At 73.5% G+C, this 16309-nt stretch carries 6 protein-coding genes; 2 read left to right on the top strand and 4 right to left on the bottom strand.

Annotation, left to right across the window (positions count from 1 at the left end):
• Positions 1 to 385 precede the first annotated feature (385 nt).
• On the top strand, positions 386 to 1276 hold the full coding sequence (gene argB / locus C9F11_RS40105; RefSeq protein ID WP_269078148.1) for an acetylglutamate kinase: 891 nt from the start codon (positions 386 to 388) through the stop codon (positions 1274 to 1276).
• Here argB and C9F11_RS40100 read toward each other — a convergent pair.
• Together C9F11_RS40100 and C9F11_RS40095 are read right to left on the bottom strand one after the other, a co-directional pair.
• Entirely contained in the window at positions 1260 to 1778 is a 519-nt protein-coding gene (locus C9F11_RS40100; RefSeq protein WP_249402277.1) for a GNAT family N-acetyltransferase, read from the bottom strand. The genes argB and C9F11_RS40100 overlap by 17 nt on opposite strands.
• Positions 1779 to 1920: 142 nt before the next feature.
• Positions 1921 to 2133 (bottom strand): MbtH family protein, encoded by a 213-nt coding sequence (locus C9F11_RS40095; RefSeq protein ID WP_138965103.1) that lies wholly within the window; start codon positions 2131 to 2133, stop codon positions 1921 to 1923.
• A gap of 168 nt (positions 2134 to 2301) precedes the next feature.
• Between C9F11_RS40095 and C9F11_RS40090 the strand changes: the two genes are divergently transcribed.
• Positions 2302 to 3414 carry an alpha/beta hydrolase-fold protein gene (locus tag C9F11_RS40090; protein ID WP_138965101.1) on the top strand — a complete coding sequence of 371 codons (1113 nt, stop codon included), beginning with the start codon at positions 2302 to 2304 and terminating at the stop codon, positions 3412 to 3414.
• Positions 3415 to 3600: 186 nt separating this feature from the next.
• Here the strand turns inward: C9F11_RS40090 and C9F11_RS40085 are convergent, their stop codons facing one another.
• Both C9F11_RS40085 and C9F11_RS40080 read right to left on the bottom strand, forming a co-directional pair.
• Positions 3601 to 5301: an ABC transporter ATP-binding protein gene (locus C9F11_RS40085; protein ID WP_138965099.1), complete on the bottom strand. Its 1701-nt coding sequence runs from the start codon at positions 5299 to 5301 to the stop codon at positions 3601 to 3603.
• Complete coding sequence (locus tag C9F11_RS40080) at positions 5288 to 16276, bottom strand: non-ribosomal peptide synthetase (protein ID WP_249402082.1); 10989 nt, start codon at positions 16274 to 16276, stop codon at positions 5288 to 5290. The genes C9F11_RS40085 and C9F11_RS40080 overlap by 14 nt, the downstream gene beginning before the upstream one ends.
• Between the last annotated feature and the right edge of the window lie 33 nt (positions 16277 to 16309).

The raw sequence follows: 16309 nt of genomic DNA, 5'->3' as shown, positions 1-16309 counted from the left end.
GCGCGCGAACGCCACAGAACATTTCCGGCCACCGTCACCACGGCACGTCGAACGTACACGACCCCTCGCCTCCCGCAGACGCGGGAGTCCCGCCATCGAGCGTGCGGATATACAGCACACATCGGTCACTTCGCCCGCCTGCACGCGCGGTCGGCGACAGGAAGCGAAAAGCCCTCCGATCCGCACACACCGCGACCCGAAAGGCCGTTGAGCGCCCTCCCGGACCGCGGGGCAGAACACGGGCCCACCATAGAACTTAGGTTAGGCTAAGCTAAACCCAATCTTGATCGGCCCGCCCGAAGAGGCGGGCCCGCCCATGAAATGGAGTGGCTCCGTGAGCGTGACCGCTGCCCGGGGATGGCCCACCAGCGGGGTGCCCGCCAGGATCAGCGAATCCGGCGACCCCCTTCCCTGGCCGGAGGAGCTCCGGGACAGCGTGGTCGTCGTCAAATTCGGCGGCAACGCCATGGTGGACGCCGAGCTGCAACGCACGTTCGCCCAGGACGTCGTGGAGCTGTGGCAGGCGGGCCTGCGCCCGGTCGTCGTCCACGGCGGCGGACCGCAGATCAGCGCGATGCTCGACCGCCTCGGCCTCAAGACGCGGTTCGAAGCGGGCCTGCGGGTGACGACGCCCGAGACCATGGACGTCGTCCGCATGGTGCTCACCGGCCGCGTCCAGCGCGAGCTGGTCGGCCACATCAACGCCCACGGCCCCCTGGCCGTCGGCATGTCCGGCGAGGACGCCCACACGATGACCGCGGTCCCGCGACCGGCGTGGGTGGACGGCGAGCCGGTGGACATCGGCCTCGTCGGCGAGGTCGTGGACGTGAACCCGGACATGGTGCGCACGCTCCTGGAGCAGGGCCACATCCCGGTGGTGTCCCCCGTGGCGCGCGGCGAGGACGGGCAGGTCTACAACGTCAACGCCGACCTCGCGGCCTCGGCCCTGGCCGTGGCCCTCGACGCCGAGCGCCTGGTGATGCTCACCGACGTCGAGGGCCTGTACGCGAACTGGCCGCACAGCACCGAGGTCGTCGAGCACCTGACGGCCGATGCCCTCAGCGGCCTCCTGCCGGGCCTTGCGAGCGGGATGCTGCCCAAGATGGAGGGCTGCCTGCGCGCCGTGCGCGGCGGCGTCCGCAAGGCGCACGTGGTCGACGGCCGGGTGCCGCACGCGGTGCTGCGCAGCGTCCTCGCGCCGATGAGCCCCGGCACCACCGTGGTCGCCGACGACGCCCTGGCGCACGAGCGGCGGACCGTCACAAGGACTTCGTGAGGATCCGGGCGTTGCGGCGCGGATCCAGGGAAGCCGCCCACGACGGAGGCGCCAGGCGCGCCGTCGTGGGCGCGAACCCGTAGCGCAGGAACAGGCCGCCACCGCCGGTGGTGGCCGTGAACAGGGCGCCGAGGCCCTGGGCGTGCGCCGTCGCGAGCACGGCCCGCAGCAGGGCGGCCCCCACTCCGCTCCCCTGCCGGTGCCCGGCCACGCAGAAGTTGTACACGACGCCCGCACGGCCGCCGCCCTCCGCGGGGGCCGCCCGGTGCGTGCGCAGGCCCACACAGCCCGCGAGGGTGCCGTCGGCCGCCTCCGCCACCAGGAAGTCGGCCGCGTGCGCGGCGTAGAGCTCCACCGGCCGCTCCCGCAGCGCGCCCGAGCGCACGAAGGGGCGGGACAGTTCGGCGAGCGCGGGCGCGTCCTCCTGGCGGGCGGTGCGCACGGCGTGCGGCGGCGCGGGCCGGGCGTGCTCCTGCGGCGCAGGGCGCGGCGTAGCCGTGATCAAGGCTTTCCTTCCTCGGTTCCACGATCGAAGAGCGGCGCGTGGCCGCGTTCCCCTGACGGGGCATCAAAGTAAGGGCAGCCTTACCGTTCACGTGCCTGGTCCGCGCCGCACCGGCGGGCGGCCGATCGGCTCGACCTCGTCAGGCGTCCATCGACGCCGCGAGGGAGCGGGGGCGCAGATCGGTCCAGTGGGTCTCGACGTACTCCAGGCACGCGTCCCGGGAGTTCTCCTCGAAGACGACCGTCCAGCCCCCGGGGACCTCGGCGAACGAGGGCCACAGCGAGTGCTGCCCCTCCTCGTTCGCCAGGACCAGGAAGCGGCCTTCGGTATCGTCAAACGGGTTCGTGCTCATGTTCGTTGTCTCCTCGGGGTCGACGGGCCGGCGTCGGCCGCGCCGAGCATGCTCTGCAGCTCGTCGGCACGCGCCGGAAAGGGAGAGGCGCGCCACAATTAGGTTAGGCTCACCTAATTAAGATTAGCCTATTCCTTCCCCATCCCTCTCACAAGGAGCGGTCCTGTCGTGACGGAACCTGCCTCCGGCCTCGCCGCCGGAATCGACGCCCCCTTCGCCGAGTTCGGTCTGCCCGGCGCACCCGGCACCGAAGCGTTCTGGGCGGCTGTCGGAGCTCCCGCGTCGGTCCCCGACGGCGACGGCGGCTGGGTGACCCTCTTCCTGTGGCGCGGCTCCCCCGCGACCCTCGACTTCGAGAGCTGGTCGGCGCCGGTCCCGTTGCTCCGCCTGGACGACACGGACTGCTGGTACGCCAAGGTGCGCGTGCCCGCGCGGCTGCGCGTCACCTATCAGTTCCGCGCGGGCGACGCGGCGTACGCCGACCCCTTCAACCCGGCCGGCGCGGGCGGCGACCGCTCCATCGCCGCCACACCGGACGCCCCGGCCCAGCCGCACTGGCCCCTCGTCGCCCCCGACGACGTACTGCCGCTGCCCCGCACCCGGCTGCGCTGGGCCAGCGAACGGCTCGGCGGGCGGCGCACGGTGCGCGTCCACCCGGTGGGCGGCGGCGGGCCCGTGGTGCTGCTGCTCGACGGGGACGACTGGCTGTACCTGCACCCCGCCATGACCGCGTTCGACGCGGCCGCCGCCGCTGGTGAGATGCCCGCCTGCACCCTCGTGTTCCTGCCCGCCAAGGACAGGGCGGCCGAGTTCGGGTGCCGCGCCGACCTGTGGGAGGCCGTCCGCGACGAACTGCTGCCGCTGGTCGCGGAGTGCGGCGTACCCGCGGAGCCGGACCGTCTCGTGGTCGCCGGGCAGAGCCTCGGCGGGCTGAGCGCGCTGTACGCGGCCCTGGAGTACCCGGACCTGGTGTCCCGCGTCGCCTGCCAGTCGGGGTCGTTCTGGTGGACGCCCGACGCCATGGACGCGGCGGACCCGCTGGGCGGTCCGGTCGGCGGCGCCGTCGCCGCGCGGCTGCGGGAGCGCCCCGACCTGTCCGGGCTGCGGGTCGCGTTCGACGTGGGGGAACACGAGACGCGGATGCTGCCCCACTGCGAGCTGACCGAGACCCTGACCGAGCGGGCAGGTGCGACCGTGCGGGTCTCCCGCTCCGCGGCGGACCACGACCGCGCGGGCTGGCGGCAGGCGCTGCTCCGGGACGTTGCCTGGGCGCTCTCCTGAACGCCACCGGTTGACCGGCCGAGCGGCTGACCGGCTGAGCGTCCGGCCGCGGCGGCGGCCCCGTACGACAACAGCGGTTCCGGGGAGGTGGAGAACCTCCCCGGAACCGCTGTGTGCGTCAGGCTGTGTGCGTCAGGCTGTGTGTGTCACGGCGTCAGGACGCCGACGCGTCAGGGCCTCGGGCCATCACCGTGCCACGGCCCGGCAGTACCCCTCGTCCGTGGCGAGCAGGTTCCGGTGGGTGTCCTCGGCCGTGATGACGCCGTCGTCCAGGACGAGCACGCGGTCGGCGGCGTCCAGGAGGGCCGGACTGCTGGTGATGACGATGGTGGTGCGGCCCCGGCGCAGCTTCGCCACGTTGCGCGCGATGAGCTGCTCGGTGACCGCGTCGACCGCCGTCGTCGGGTCGTGCAGGACCAGGACCTCGGTGTCGGCGGCCAGGGCCCGCGCCAGGGAGAGGCGTTGGCGCTGCCCGCCGGAGAGGTTGGCGCCGCGGTCGCGGACCGTGTAGTCGAGGCCGTCGCGGTGCAGGGCGACGACGTCGGTCAGCATGGACGCCTCCACGGCCGCGTCGACGCTCCGGCTGGTGCCCGACGGGTCGATGTTCGTGCGCAGGGTGCCCGCGAAGATCTCCCCGTCGTAGGGGTTCACCAGGATGTGCTCGCGCACGGCCTCCATCGACAGGTCGGCGACCTCCTGGCCGCTGACCCGTACCACGCCGTCGTACGCGTGCGGCGGGACCTGCACGGCGAGGACCGACGCGAGGTCGGCTGCCGCGCGCGGCTGGTAGGGCGCGATCGCCACGAACTCGCCCGCCGCCACCTGGAACTTCAGCTTGCGCAGCGAGCCGTGGCGGACGCAGTCCACCTCCAGGTCGCCGCCCGGGGCCGGGCGGCCGGGGCCCGGAGTCGTCAGCGGCGGGGCGGAGAGCACCAGGGCCATCCGCGCGGCCGAGGCGCGCGCGATCATCACGTACTTGGGCATCTCGGAGAACATCTTGAGCGGCTCGATGATGAACTGCGCGAGGCCCACGGCCATCACGAGCTCCCCGATCGTGATCTGCCCCTCGAACGCCAGCCACCCCGCGGTGATGGAGACGGCGGCGGCGAGGATCGCGTTCAGGGCGAGCGCGGTGCCCGCGTACACGCCGTTCACCCGGGCGACGGTGATCGCCTGGTGCTTCGCCTCCGTACTGACCTTCCGGTAGGACCGGAACGCCGCGTGGTTGCCGCCGAAGCCGTGCAGCGGGCGCAGGCCGGTGATCAGGTCGGCGACCTTCGCGCCCGCCCGTGCCACGCGGGCCTGCTGCTCCTGGGTGCTGGAGCCGATCCGCTTCGACATCACGCTCAGGACCGACAGGATCGCGACCGTGCCCACGACGACCAGGAGGCCGAGCCGGTAGTCCGCGAGGCCGAGGGCGACCGCCGCGACCACCACCGCGACCAGCGAACTGATCAGCAGGGGCACCACTTCGACGATGTCGGCGGTCTGGTCGGCGTCCTCCGTGGCGATGGTGAGGACCTCGCCCGACTTCAGGTCGACGTCCCGGGCCACCGGCTGGAGGCCGCAGGAGGCGACCTGCACGCGCCAGCGGTGCGCCTCGGTCGTGTTGGCCTTCTGCAGGACGCGCATGCCGAACCGCCACGACAGCGAGACCGTCGTGATGATCACGGCGAGCGCGCCGATGGACAGGCCGAGGGCACCGAGGCTGCGGTCCCTCATCGTGTGCTCGACGATCAGGCCGAGCGCGATCGGGAAGGCGGTCTCACCCGCCTGGTACAGGCCCATGAGGACGGTACCGGCGGCCATGGCGCCGACGTTGCGGCGCAGTGCGGTGCGCAGGATGTCTGCCCCGGGGCGGGGCCGCTGCGTATCAGGAGTGGTCATCGAGGTGGCGGGCAATCGCTTCGGGGGTCTTGAGGGTGAACAGGTCGCGGATGGTGATCACAGGTCCGTACTCGCGGCGGAGCAGCCCGATGAGCCGCACCGCCAGCATGGAGTGCCCCCCGAGGGACACGAAGTCGCTCACTGCGCTCACCTCGTCATCATCCAGGTCGAGTGCTTCGGCGAAGTACTCGCACACCACGGTCTCGGTCTCGGTCGCCGGGCGCCGCTCCGTCGCCGTGGTCAGCGCGCCGAGCGGCTTGGCCTCCGGCAGCGCCTTGGTGTCCGCCTTCCCGTTGACCGTCAGCGGGATGCTGTCGACCTGGGCATAGTGCGTCGGCCGCAGGAAGTCCGGAAGACCCGTGCCCACCTCGGCGGCCACCGCCGCCAGGTCGGCGCCTTCGAGGACGAGGTACGCGGCGAGCCGGTGGGCGCCGTCGACCTGCGGGTCCGGCTGGGCGACCGCGGCGACGAAGCGCACCGCCGGGTGCGCGGCGAACGCGGCCTCGACCTCGCCGAGTTCGACGCGGTGGCCCCGGATCTTGACCTGCTGGTCGGTGCGGCCCAGGTACATCAGGTTCCCGTCGGGCCGCCGCACCACCAGGTCACCGGTGCGGTACATGCGCTCGCCGGGCGCGCCGAACGGGCACGCCACGAAGCGGTCCGCGCTCTGGCCGGGCTGCCCGAGGTAGCCGCGGGCGATGCCGATGCCCGCCACGTACAGCTCGCCGGGGACGCCGTCCGGAAGCGGCCGCAGCCACGGGTCGAGCACGTGCGCGTCGGTGTTGTCGATGGCCACGCCCACCACCGGGTCCTGGCACTCGAAGGTGCCGACGCCGAGGGTGTTGATGGTGTACTCCGTGGGCCCGTAGAGGTTGTAGCCGACCGTGCCCTCGGTCTCGGCGAGCCGCCGCCACAGCGTCGGGGTGACGGCCTCGCCGCCGAGGAGCACCAGGGCCGGGCGCCGCTCCGGGTGGTCGAGCAGTCCCTCGGACACCAGCTGCTGCGCGTAGGTGGGCGTCACGTTGATGACGTCGATGCCGTGTTCGAGGCAGTACGCGACCAGGCGCGGAGCGTCGCGGCGCAGCTCCTCGTCGCAGATGTGCACCTCGTGGCCGTCGGCGAGCCACAGCAGCTCCTCCCACGACATGTCGAAGGCGAACGACACGGTGTGGGCGATCCGGAAGACCCGGTGGCCGTGGTCGGCGAGGACCGGCTCGAAGATCCGCCGCTGATGGTTGATCAGCATGTTGGTGAGCCCGGCGTACTCGGTGACCACGCCCTTGGGCTTCCCGGTCGAACCGGAGGTGTAGATCGTGTACGCGGGGTGCCGCAGCCGGTCCGGGTCGTCCGGCGCGAACGTCACGTACGGCTCGGCGGCGGGCAGCGGACGGTCAAGATCGATCAGGTCGCCGGTGAGCCGGGGCGCCACGGCGCTCACGGTGAGGATCACCGCGGGCCGCGCGTCGGCGACGATCGCGGCGATCCGCTCGTCCGGGTGGTCCAGTTCCAGCGGTACGTACGCGGCGCCGGTGCGCAGCACGGCGAACAGCGCCACGATCGAGTCGAGGGAGCGCGGGATCGCGAGACCCACGGTCGTCTCGGGGCCGATGCCCCGCGCGGCGAGGACGCCCGCCACCGCGCGGCTGCGGTCGCGCAGCTCGGCGAACGTCAGGGTCGCGCCGTGGGCGACGAGCGCCACCCGCTGCGGGCTCTTCTCCGCCGCCCGGTCGAAGCGGTCGACGACCGTGTCCGTGCCGATGTCCGTGCGCTCGGCGGGCCGGGGCTCCTCGCCCAGGCCGGGCAGGGCGCCGACGAGGCCGGTCGAGCGGGCCAGGTCCTCAAGGACGCGGACGTAGTCGGCGAGGAGGCGGCGGGCGTTGTCCGTGTCGCCGTCGCGGTGCTCCAGCTTGACCGTGAGCCTCTCGCCCGGCGTCACCACCCAGGTGAACGGGTAGTGGGTGGAGTCGTCGGCCTGCACGGAGGTGATGCCGTGCCGGGAGTTCATCGCGGCGAACGCGTCCATGTCCAGGAAGTTCTGGAGCACGAACAGGTTGTCGAAGAGGGTGTCGTGTCCGCTGGCGCGCTGGATCTCGCCGAGGCCGACGTGCTCGTGCTCCATCGCCTCGACCCGGGCCGTCTGCACGGCCTCCAGGTAGTCCCGGACGGTGTCGCCGGGGCGGGCCCGCGTCCACTGGGGCACGGTGTTGAGCAGCACGCCGACGATGTCGGACAGGCCCTCGCCGTCACGGCCGGAGACGGTCACGCCGAACACGGCGTCGCTGCGGCCCGTGTGGGCGCCGAGCAGCAGGCCGAACGCGCCGGTGAGGACCGAGTTCAAGGTCACGCCGTGCGTCTTGGCCGCGTCCCGCAGCAGGTCCGACTGTTCCGCGGACAGGGTGTGCACGAGGGCGCGCGGCAGCTCGTCCGACAGGGCCGGGGCCGGTCCGGCGAGCAGCGTCGGGCCTGCCAGGCCCGCCAGGTGCTCCGCCCAGAACCGTTCGGAGGCGGCCGCGTCCTTGGCGTCGAGGGCGCGGGCGTAGTCCTCGAAGCCCGGCGCGGCGGGGGTCGCGTCGAGGGTCCTGCCCGCGCCGATGGCCTCGTAGGCGTCGAACAGGTCGCGCAGCACGATCTCGCGGGACCAGCCGTCCCACAGCAGCAGGTGGTAGCTCAGGAGCAGTCCGTCGCGCTCGTCGGGCCTGCGGACCACGGTGAGGCGGATCAGCGGCGGCTCGGCCGGGTCGAAGCCGGTGTCGCGGTCCCGGGCGCGCAGCTCCTCGACCTCCGCGTCGGTGGCCAGGTCGACCGTGCGCACGTCGACGCGTCGGCCCGCCTTGAGGACCTGGACGGGGTTGCCGTCGTCGTCGGTGGCGAAGCCCGCGCCGACGACCGGGTGCCGCGCGATCACGTGCGCCATGGCGTCGGCCAGGACGTCGGTGTCCAGGCGCCGGTCGAAGGTGAAGTAGCTCTGCGCGACGTAGTGTCCGGCGGTGCCCGCCAGCTGGGCCTGGAAGAACAGACCGCGCTGGAGCGGGGTGACCGGTGCCGTGCGCTCGGCCGTCGTGGCGGCCTCCGCGACCCGGGCGAGGGCGCTCAGCCAGTGCTCGGTGATCGCGTCGGGGATGCCGTCGGCGAGGGTGAAGGCCGCGTGCAGGCTGCCGGTGGCCGCGTCGGTCCAGGCGTTGACCTCGACCGCGTAGGGGCTGCCCTGGTCGCCGCCGGTGATGTGCAGGGCCTGGGACTCGCTGCCCCGGCCGAGGTAGTTGAACAGGACCTGCGGGCGGGCGGTGAGCAGCGAGGCCGTCTGCGGGTTGAGGTACCGGAGCCGGCCGTAGGCGACGTGTCCGTCCTCGTCGGGCTGGCGCTCGGCGACCTCGCGGGCGGCCGCGACGGGGTCGGTGTGCGCGCTCAGCCGCACGGGCGCGATGGCGGTGAACCAGCCGACGGTGCGGGTGTAGTCGTGGTGCTCTTCGACGGGGACGCGGCCGTGCCGCTCCAGCTCGACCGCGAGGTCGGTGGGCTCGGCCTGGATCGCCGTCAGCGCGCTGCGCAGCGTGCCGCACAGCAGCTCGGTGAGGCCGACGCCGAGCGCGGCGGGCGCGGTGCGCGTCACGCGGTCGCTCGCCTCGGGCGCGAGCACGACGGTCCGCTCGCGCACCTCCCCCACCGCCGGGACGAGGGCGGGCGCCCGGAGCGTGTCGATCCAGTGCCCGAGCCCGTCGATCGCCTGCGTGGAGCGGAGCGCCAGGGCTTCGGCGTACTCGGCGTAGGAGGTGGTCGGCGGCGCCAGGTCCGCCCCGTTCATGGCGGTGGTCAGGTCGTCCAGGAGGACGAGCCAGGACACCGAGTCGACGGCGATGTGGTGCACCGTGACGACCAGGGTCCTGCTGGCCTCCAGCCAGGCGAACGCGATGACGTCCCCGGTCTCGGGGTCGAGGCGTCCGGCGGCGTCGTTCGCCACGGCCGTCGCGTCGGTCGCGTCGGTTCCAGCGGGGCGTACGACGGTGACGTCGCGGGCCGGTTCGGTGCGCAGGGCCCAGGTGCCGTGCTCGGCGCGCAGCCGCAGGCGCAGGGCGGGGTGCGCGGCGACCACGGCGTTCGCGGCGCGCCGGGCGTCGGCGAATCCGGTGCCCTCGGGCGCCACCAGGGTCCTGGCCTGGGCGAACCGGGCGAGGGAGCCGCCCAGTTCGCGCTGGCGCAGGATGATCGGCGTCGGGGTCAGGGGGCCGTCCTCGCGGCGGGCGGGCGTGGCCGCGGTGACCGGGGGCCGCTGCGCGTGCGCGTCCAGGTGCTCGGCGAGCGCGCGCGGCGTCCGGAACAGGAACACGTCGCGGGGCGCGAAGTGCAGGCCGAGGGTCCGGCCCCGGTTGATCAAGGTGATGGCGACGATGCTGTCGCCCCCGGCCTTGAAGAAGTCGGTGTCGGCGTCCACGGCGGGGCCGGGCAGTGTCTCGGCGAAGAGCTCGACGAGGGTGGCGAGCACGGACGCGGTGTCGCGCCCCGTCAGGGGCGCGGGGAACTGCGCGGCGGGACCCGACGCGCCCGCGGCCGACGACGCGACGGGGACGTCGCCCCCTTGCGACTGTTCGGCCCGCTCGGCCAGGGCCCGGCGGTCCAGCTTGCCGTTGACGGTCAGCGGCAGCGCGTCCGCCGTCAGGACCCGGCCCGGCACCATGTGCACGGGCAGCTTCGTGGCGAGGAGCGCGGAGAGGTCGCCGGGCACGCGGCCCACGACGTGGGCGACCAGGTGGTCGCCGGTGGCGGCCACGGTGACGGCCACGTCGACCACGCCGTCGAGCTCCCGGACCGCGGACTCCACCTCGCCGAGTTCGATGCGGAAGCCCTTGAGCTGCACCTGGTCGTCGGCGCGGCCCGCGAACTGGAGCTCACCGCCGAGCGTGCGGCGGGCGAGGTCGCCCGTGTGGTACATGCGGGAGCCGTCGGCGGCGAAGGGGTCCGCCACGAAGCGGCCCGAGGTGAGCCCCGCCCGGCCCAGGTAGCCGAGCGACACCTGGTCACCGGCGACGTAGATGGCGCCCACGCGGCCCGGGGGCACCGGCCGGAGCCGGTCGTCGAGCAGATAGGTCGCGAGGCCGGGGATCGGACCGCCGATGGGGCTGACGTCGTCGCCGGGGCCGAAGTCCTCGTCGGTGAGCACCCGGTGGGTGACGTGCACGGTGGTCTCGGTGATCCCGTACATGTTGACCAGCTCGGGCGCCGCGGTGCCGTGCCGCTCGACCCAGCCGCGCAGGCGTCCGAGGTCGAGGGCCTCGCCGCCGAAGACGATCCGGCGCAGCGCCGTGACCGGCCGCTCGGCGATCCGGTCGGCCTCGATGAACTGGTAGAAGGCCGACGGGGTCTGGTTGAGCACGGTCACCGCGCGCTCGCGGACGAGACGGTGGAAGTCGACCGGGGAGCGGGTCAGGGCGTACTCGGGCACGAGGAGTTCGCCGCCGTGGACGAGGGCGCCCCACAGCTCCCAGACCGCGAAGTCGAAGGAGTAGGAGTGGAACTGCACCCATACGTCGTCGGGGCCGAAGTCCATGTCGGCACGGGTGTTGGCGAGCAGCGTCACCACGCTGGAGTGCGGGACGACGACGCCCTTGGGCCGTCCTGTCGAACCGGACGTGTAGATCACGTACGCGGGGTCGTGCCAGTGGGCCTCGGGCGCGGGCCCGGCCGGGGCCTGCGGCGGCTCGTCGCCCTGGACGAGCACGCGGGCATCCACTCCGGCGCGGGCGAGGAGGTCGCTGAAGCGGTCCCGCTGGTCGGCGTCCACGAGGACGACCTGCGGGGCGGCGTCGGCCAGGACGTACTCCAGGCGGTCGTCCGGGTAGGCCAGGTCCAGGGGTACGTAGGCGCCGCCCGCGCTGACGATCGCGACCAGGGCGACGACCTGCTCGACGGAGCGCGGCACGGCGACGGCGACCCGCTTGCCCGGTCCGACCCCGGCCGCGCGCAGGGCCGCGGCCAGGTCGTCCTTCGCGGCGGCGAGTTCGCCGTAGGTCAGCGACCTGGTGTCGCCGTCGAGGCCGCACTGGGTGACGGCGGTGGCGGCGGGGTCGCGGCGCGCGGCGGCGTCGAACAGGGCGCCCAGGGTCGTCGGGGTGACCGGGGCCGGGCGCCGGGCGCTCTCGGCGGCCAGGTCGTCGACCAGGGCGTCCGGGCGGGTGAGCAGGCCGGTGAGGGTCCGGGCGAAGGTGTGCAGCATGGCCTGCGCGGCCGTCTCGCCCAGGAGTGCGCCGTCGTAGATGAGGTTGAAGCGCGGTCGGCCGTCGAGGGCGCGCTCCACCACCAGGGTCAGCGGGTAGTGCGGGGCGCCCTCGTTCACGATGTCGGCGACGACGAGCGTGTCGTCGGGGCGCCGCAGGGCCTCGACGTCGGTCGCGACGTCGAAGACGACCAGGGTGTCGAACAGGGAGCCGGAGCCGGTCTGGCGGCCGATCCTGGCGAGCGAGACGTGCTGGTGCGCGAGGACCGCGCTCTGGTGCTCGCGCACGGCGGCGAGCAGGTCGCGGGCCGTGGTGGCCCCGGACCAGCGGGCGCGCACGGGAACGGTGTTGATGAACAGGCCCACCATGTCCTCGATGCCGGGCACGTCCGCGTCTCGCCCGGAGACGGTGGAGCCGAACACCACGTCCCTGCCGTGCAGGATGCCGCCGAGAGTGATCGCCCAGGCGCTGTGCACGGCCACGCTCAGCGGCACGCCGGCCGAGCGGACGGCCGCGTCGATGTCCTCCCGCGGCTCCACGACGGTGTCGGCGAACCGCTCGGAGGGGCTGTGTCCCTCGGCGACCAGGGAGGCGGCCGGCAGGTCGGCGAGTTCCTCGCGCCAGACCCGGTCGCTCTCGTCGTCGTCGCGTGCGCCGAGCCAGCGCACGTAGTCGGCGAAGCCGCCGAGCGGGTACACGGTGCCGGGCGCGTGGTACTCGGCGAGGAGCGCGCGCAGCATCGGGGGCACCGACCAGCCGTCGGCGATGATGTGGTGCACGGTCTGCACAAGGACGGTACGGCCGGAGCCCGCGCGGACCAGCGTGTAGCGCATCAGGGGTCCGGTGGCCAGGTCGAAGCCCGCGCGGCGGTCCCGCTCCGCGTACTCCCGCAGCTCGGCGTCGGTGATGCCGGGGCGGTCCAGGGTGGTGAAGGGCGCCTCCGCGCCGCCGTCCAGGACGGAGACGACGCGGCCGTCGGCGAGGGCGACGAAGCGCGCGGCGAGGTTCGGGTACAGCGTGAGCAGCCGGGTGGCCGCGGCCGCGAGCCGGTCGGCGTCCACCTCGCCGTCCAGGGTGAGGAGCTGCTGCTCGACGTAGGCGCCCGCGGACTCGTCGTCGAAGACGGAGTGGAAGTAGAGGCCTTCCTGGAGCGGGGTCAGCGGCAGGACGTCCCGCAGCGCCGGTCCTTCCAGGGCGTCGACGTCAGCCTGGGTCAGGGGCACGAGGGGGAAGTCGCTGGGCGTGTGGCCGCCCTCGTCGAGCGCGGCGAGCCCGGCCAGGGCCTCCTGGAAGTAGCCGCCGATGGTGGTGATGTCCTGGTCCGTGAACATCCCGTCGGGCCAGGAGATGGTGGTGACGAGCTCGTACTCGCCGCTCGCCGCGGGTTCGGCGATCGCGTTGAACTCCAGGGCTCGCGGCAGGCGCATCGCGGGGTCGCGCTTCTCGCCCAGCTGCCCGGTGGTGTGCGCGAGCTGCCAGTCCCCGGCGGCGCCCGCGTCGAAGCGGCCCAGGTAGTTGAAGAGGACCTGCGGTGCGGGCGCGTCGAAGGAGGTGTCGGCGAGGTAGCGCAGGGCGCCGTAGGAGACGCCGTTGCTCGGCACCCGGGCGAGGTCCTCCTTGACCGCCTTGAGGGCGGCGGCGAGGTAGCCGGGCGCGGTCGGGTCGGTCGTGGCCCCGGGGTCCACGGTCACCGGGAACAGGGTGGTGAACCAGCCCACGGTGCGCGACAGGTCCGGCTCGAAGCCGACGGCGTCGGCGACGAACTGGCCCTCGCGGCCGTGGCCCTCCAGTTCGATGTGGGCGAACGTCTGGTCCTGCCCCAGGTCGCGGCGCCACCGGGCGAGGGTGACGGCGAGCGCGGTGAGCAGGACGTCGTTGACGCCCGCGTGGAACTTCGCGGGTATCTCGCCGAGCAGCGCGGCCGTGGCCTCGGCGCTGACGGAGACGGTGCGTATGCGCTCCCGTGCCACGGTGTCGGCGGCGGTCAGGGCGCGCCTGCCCACCGGCTCGTCGGCGCCCGGCAGGGGCCGCTGGAAGTAGGCGCGGTCGGCGTCGAACCCGGTGCGGCCGAGGAGCTGTGTCCAGCGCCGGAACGAGGTGCCCACCGGGGGCAGTTCGATCGGCGCGCCCCCGGCGCACTGCCGCCAGGCGGTGGCCAGGTCCTCCATGAGGACCCGCCAGGACACGCCGTCGATCACCACGTGATGGGCGACCAGGACCAGCTGGCGGTCCGCGCGGCGCCAGACGGCGCGCAGCATCGCGCCGTCCGCCGGATCCAGGGCCTCGGTGGCGAGCGCGACGCACTCCTCCAGGGGCCGGTCGCTCTCCTGCCAGCCGACGGCGGACCCGTCCGCCTCGGGGATGTCGAAGCTCCAGCGCTCCGCGCGCACCAGCTTGGCGCGCAGCATGTCGTGGCGCCCCGCCACGGCGGTGAGGACGGCGTCGAGGGTGTCGGCGGTCAGGTCCGCCGGGGTGTTGAGGACGACCGACTGCACGAAGCCGTCGATGGCGTCGGTGGTCTCGCCGAGCCACTGCACGATGGGCGAGCCCACGACGGTGCCGGTGGCGGTGTCGCCGTGGTCCACGGTGGCGACGTCCTCGCGGCTCGCCACCGCGGCGAGGGCGCCGAGGACGCTGTTGCTGAAGATCTGCCGTGCCGTGACGAACAGGCCCGCGTCGCGCAGCGCGCTCAGCAGCGAGATCGCCAGGATGCTGTCGCCGCCGAGCTGGAAGAAGTCCTGGTCGGCGCCGACCTCGTCGAGCTGGAGCAGGGCCGCGACCGCGGTGCACACCACGCGTTCGTTCTCGGTGGCGGGCGCGACGAGGGAGCCGGTGGTGAGCACGGGCTCCGGAAGCGCGTTGCGGTCGAGCTTGCCGTTCGCGGTGAGGGGGAACTCCGTCATCACGACGGCGTGGGCGGGCACCATGTACTCGACCATGTGCGCGGCGGCCCAGGCCTTGACGTCGTCGGCCGTCAGGTCCTCGCTCCCGGCGGCCGGGATCACGTAGCCCACGAGGTAGGTGCCGCCCGCCGCGTTCTTCTTCGCGACGACGCAGGTGTGCCGCACGCGGGGGTGCTCGGCGAGGCCCGCCTCGACGTCCTCGATCTCCAGGCGCATGCCACGGATCTTGATCTGGTTGTCGGCCCGGCCGAGGAAGTCCAGGGAGCCGTCGGGGGCGAACCGGGCGAGGTCACCGGTCCGGTAGAGCCGGGAGCCGTCGGCGGCGAAGGGGTTCGCCACGAACCGGGACGCCGTCAGGCCCGGCGCGTTGACGTAGCCGCGGCCGAGGAGGAATCCGCCCACGTAGAGCTCGCCGCCGACGCCGACCGGCACCGGGCGCAGCTCGTCGTCGAGGACGTACAGCTGGGTGTTGGGGTTGGCCTTGCCGATCGACGTCGACAGGCGCTCGGCGGCGCCCCGGTAGATGACGTGGGAGACGCCGATCGTCGTCTCGGCCGGGCCGTAGCCGTGGTACATGGGGATGTCGAGCCGGGTGCGGAACCGCTCGTACAGCTCCGGGGTGAGGACCTCGCCGCCGCACCACACGTGGCGCAGGCTGTCCAGGCGCCCGGACTCGCCCGCCATTTCGAGCAGCACGTCCAGCATGGACGACACCAGGTACGTGAAGGTGACGCGCTGTTCGGCGATCACGCTCAGGAGGTGGTGGGGGTCGCGTTCGCCGCCGGGCCGCAGGACCACGAGGCGGCCGCCGCACACCAGCGGCAGGAAGATCTCGTTGATGGAGATGTCGAAGGACAGCGGCGCCTTGAAGAGGGAGGCGTCGTCGTGGCCGAAGCCGAGGATCTCGCCGACCTGCCACAGCAGGCGCTCGCTGATCGCCTCGTGGCGGATCATGGCGCCCTTGGGCCGTCCTGTCGAACCGGACGTGAAGATGACGTACGCCAGGGCGTCGCCGCGGACGGTGACGCCGGTGCCCCCGGCCGGGTAGGAGCCGTACTTCCAGTCGCCGAGGTCGACGGCGGCGGCTTCCGGTTCGCTCGCTTCGTGGGCGCCGGAGTCGTTGAGCTGGAGCACGACCCGGGCGTCGGCGATGACGACGGACCGGCGCGCGGCGGGCCATTGCGGGTCGAGCGGCACGAAGGCGCAGCCCGCCTGGAGCACGCCGAGCAGCCCGATGACCATCTCGGCGGAGCGGCCCAGCGAGATGCCGACGACCTGTTCGTGGTCGAGGCCGCGCTCGATGAGGTGGTGGGCGAGCTGGCTGGACAGCGCGGCCGCCTCGCCGTAGGTCAGCGAGCGGTGCTCGTCGACGACGGCGACGGCGTCCGGCCGGGTCCGCGCCTGTTCGAGGAACATCTCCACGATGGTGGGGCGGACCCGGTCGGCGTGGGTGTCGTTCCACTCGGCCAGGGCGGCGAGGCGGGCCGTGGCACCGGACGGGCCGATGGTGCCCAGCGGCCGGTCCGGGAAGTCGGCCAGGTCGTCGAGCGCGAGCTGTGCCTCGGCGAGCGCGACGCCCTCGGGGACGGCGATGCCGCGGCCGTCCGCGTCGGCCTGCCAGCCGGTGGGCGCGACCCCGCCGTTGTCGACCCAGGCGAGGACGTCGGTGAAGAGCGTGCCCTCGGTCAGGTCGATGCCCTCGGGGCCCTGGCCCGTCGCCCAGTACGCGAGACCGATGGCGCACGCTGCGGCGATGGTCCGGTCGGAGTGGTCACCCGTTCGACGGCGTACGTCGGCCAGGGCCGCGGGAGAAAGCCGTACGCGACGAGCGCCCGGTTCCATCGTCGAAGACTCAGCGTTCATCGAAGACTCAGCGTTTCCTTCCAAGGAACGAAC

The organism is Streptomyces sp. YIM 121038, assembly GCF_006088715.1.
Taxonomy (GTDB): domain Bacteria; phylum Actinomycetota; class Actinomycetes; order Streptomycetales; family Streptomycetaceae; genus Streptomyces.
This window is presented reverse-complemented; position numbering and strand designations above follow the sequence as displayed.

Excerpts from the sequence above, each read along its gene's own strand:
- C9F11_RS40085 (WP_138965099.1), bottom strand. The coding sequence starts at position 5,301 with ATGACCACTCCTGATACGCAGCGGCCCCGCCCCGGGGCAGACATCCTG.
- C9F11_RS40080 (WP_249402082.1), bottom strand. The coding sequence starts at position 16,276 with ATGAACGCTGAGTCTTCGACGATGGAACCGGGCGCTCGTCGCGTACGG.
- C9F11_RS40095 (WP_138965103.1), bottom strand. The coding sequence starts at position 2,133 with ATGAGCACGAACCCGTTTGACGATACCGAAGGCCGCTTCCTGGTCCTG.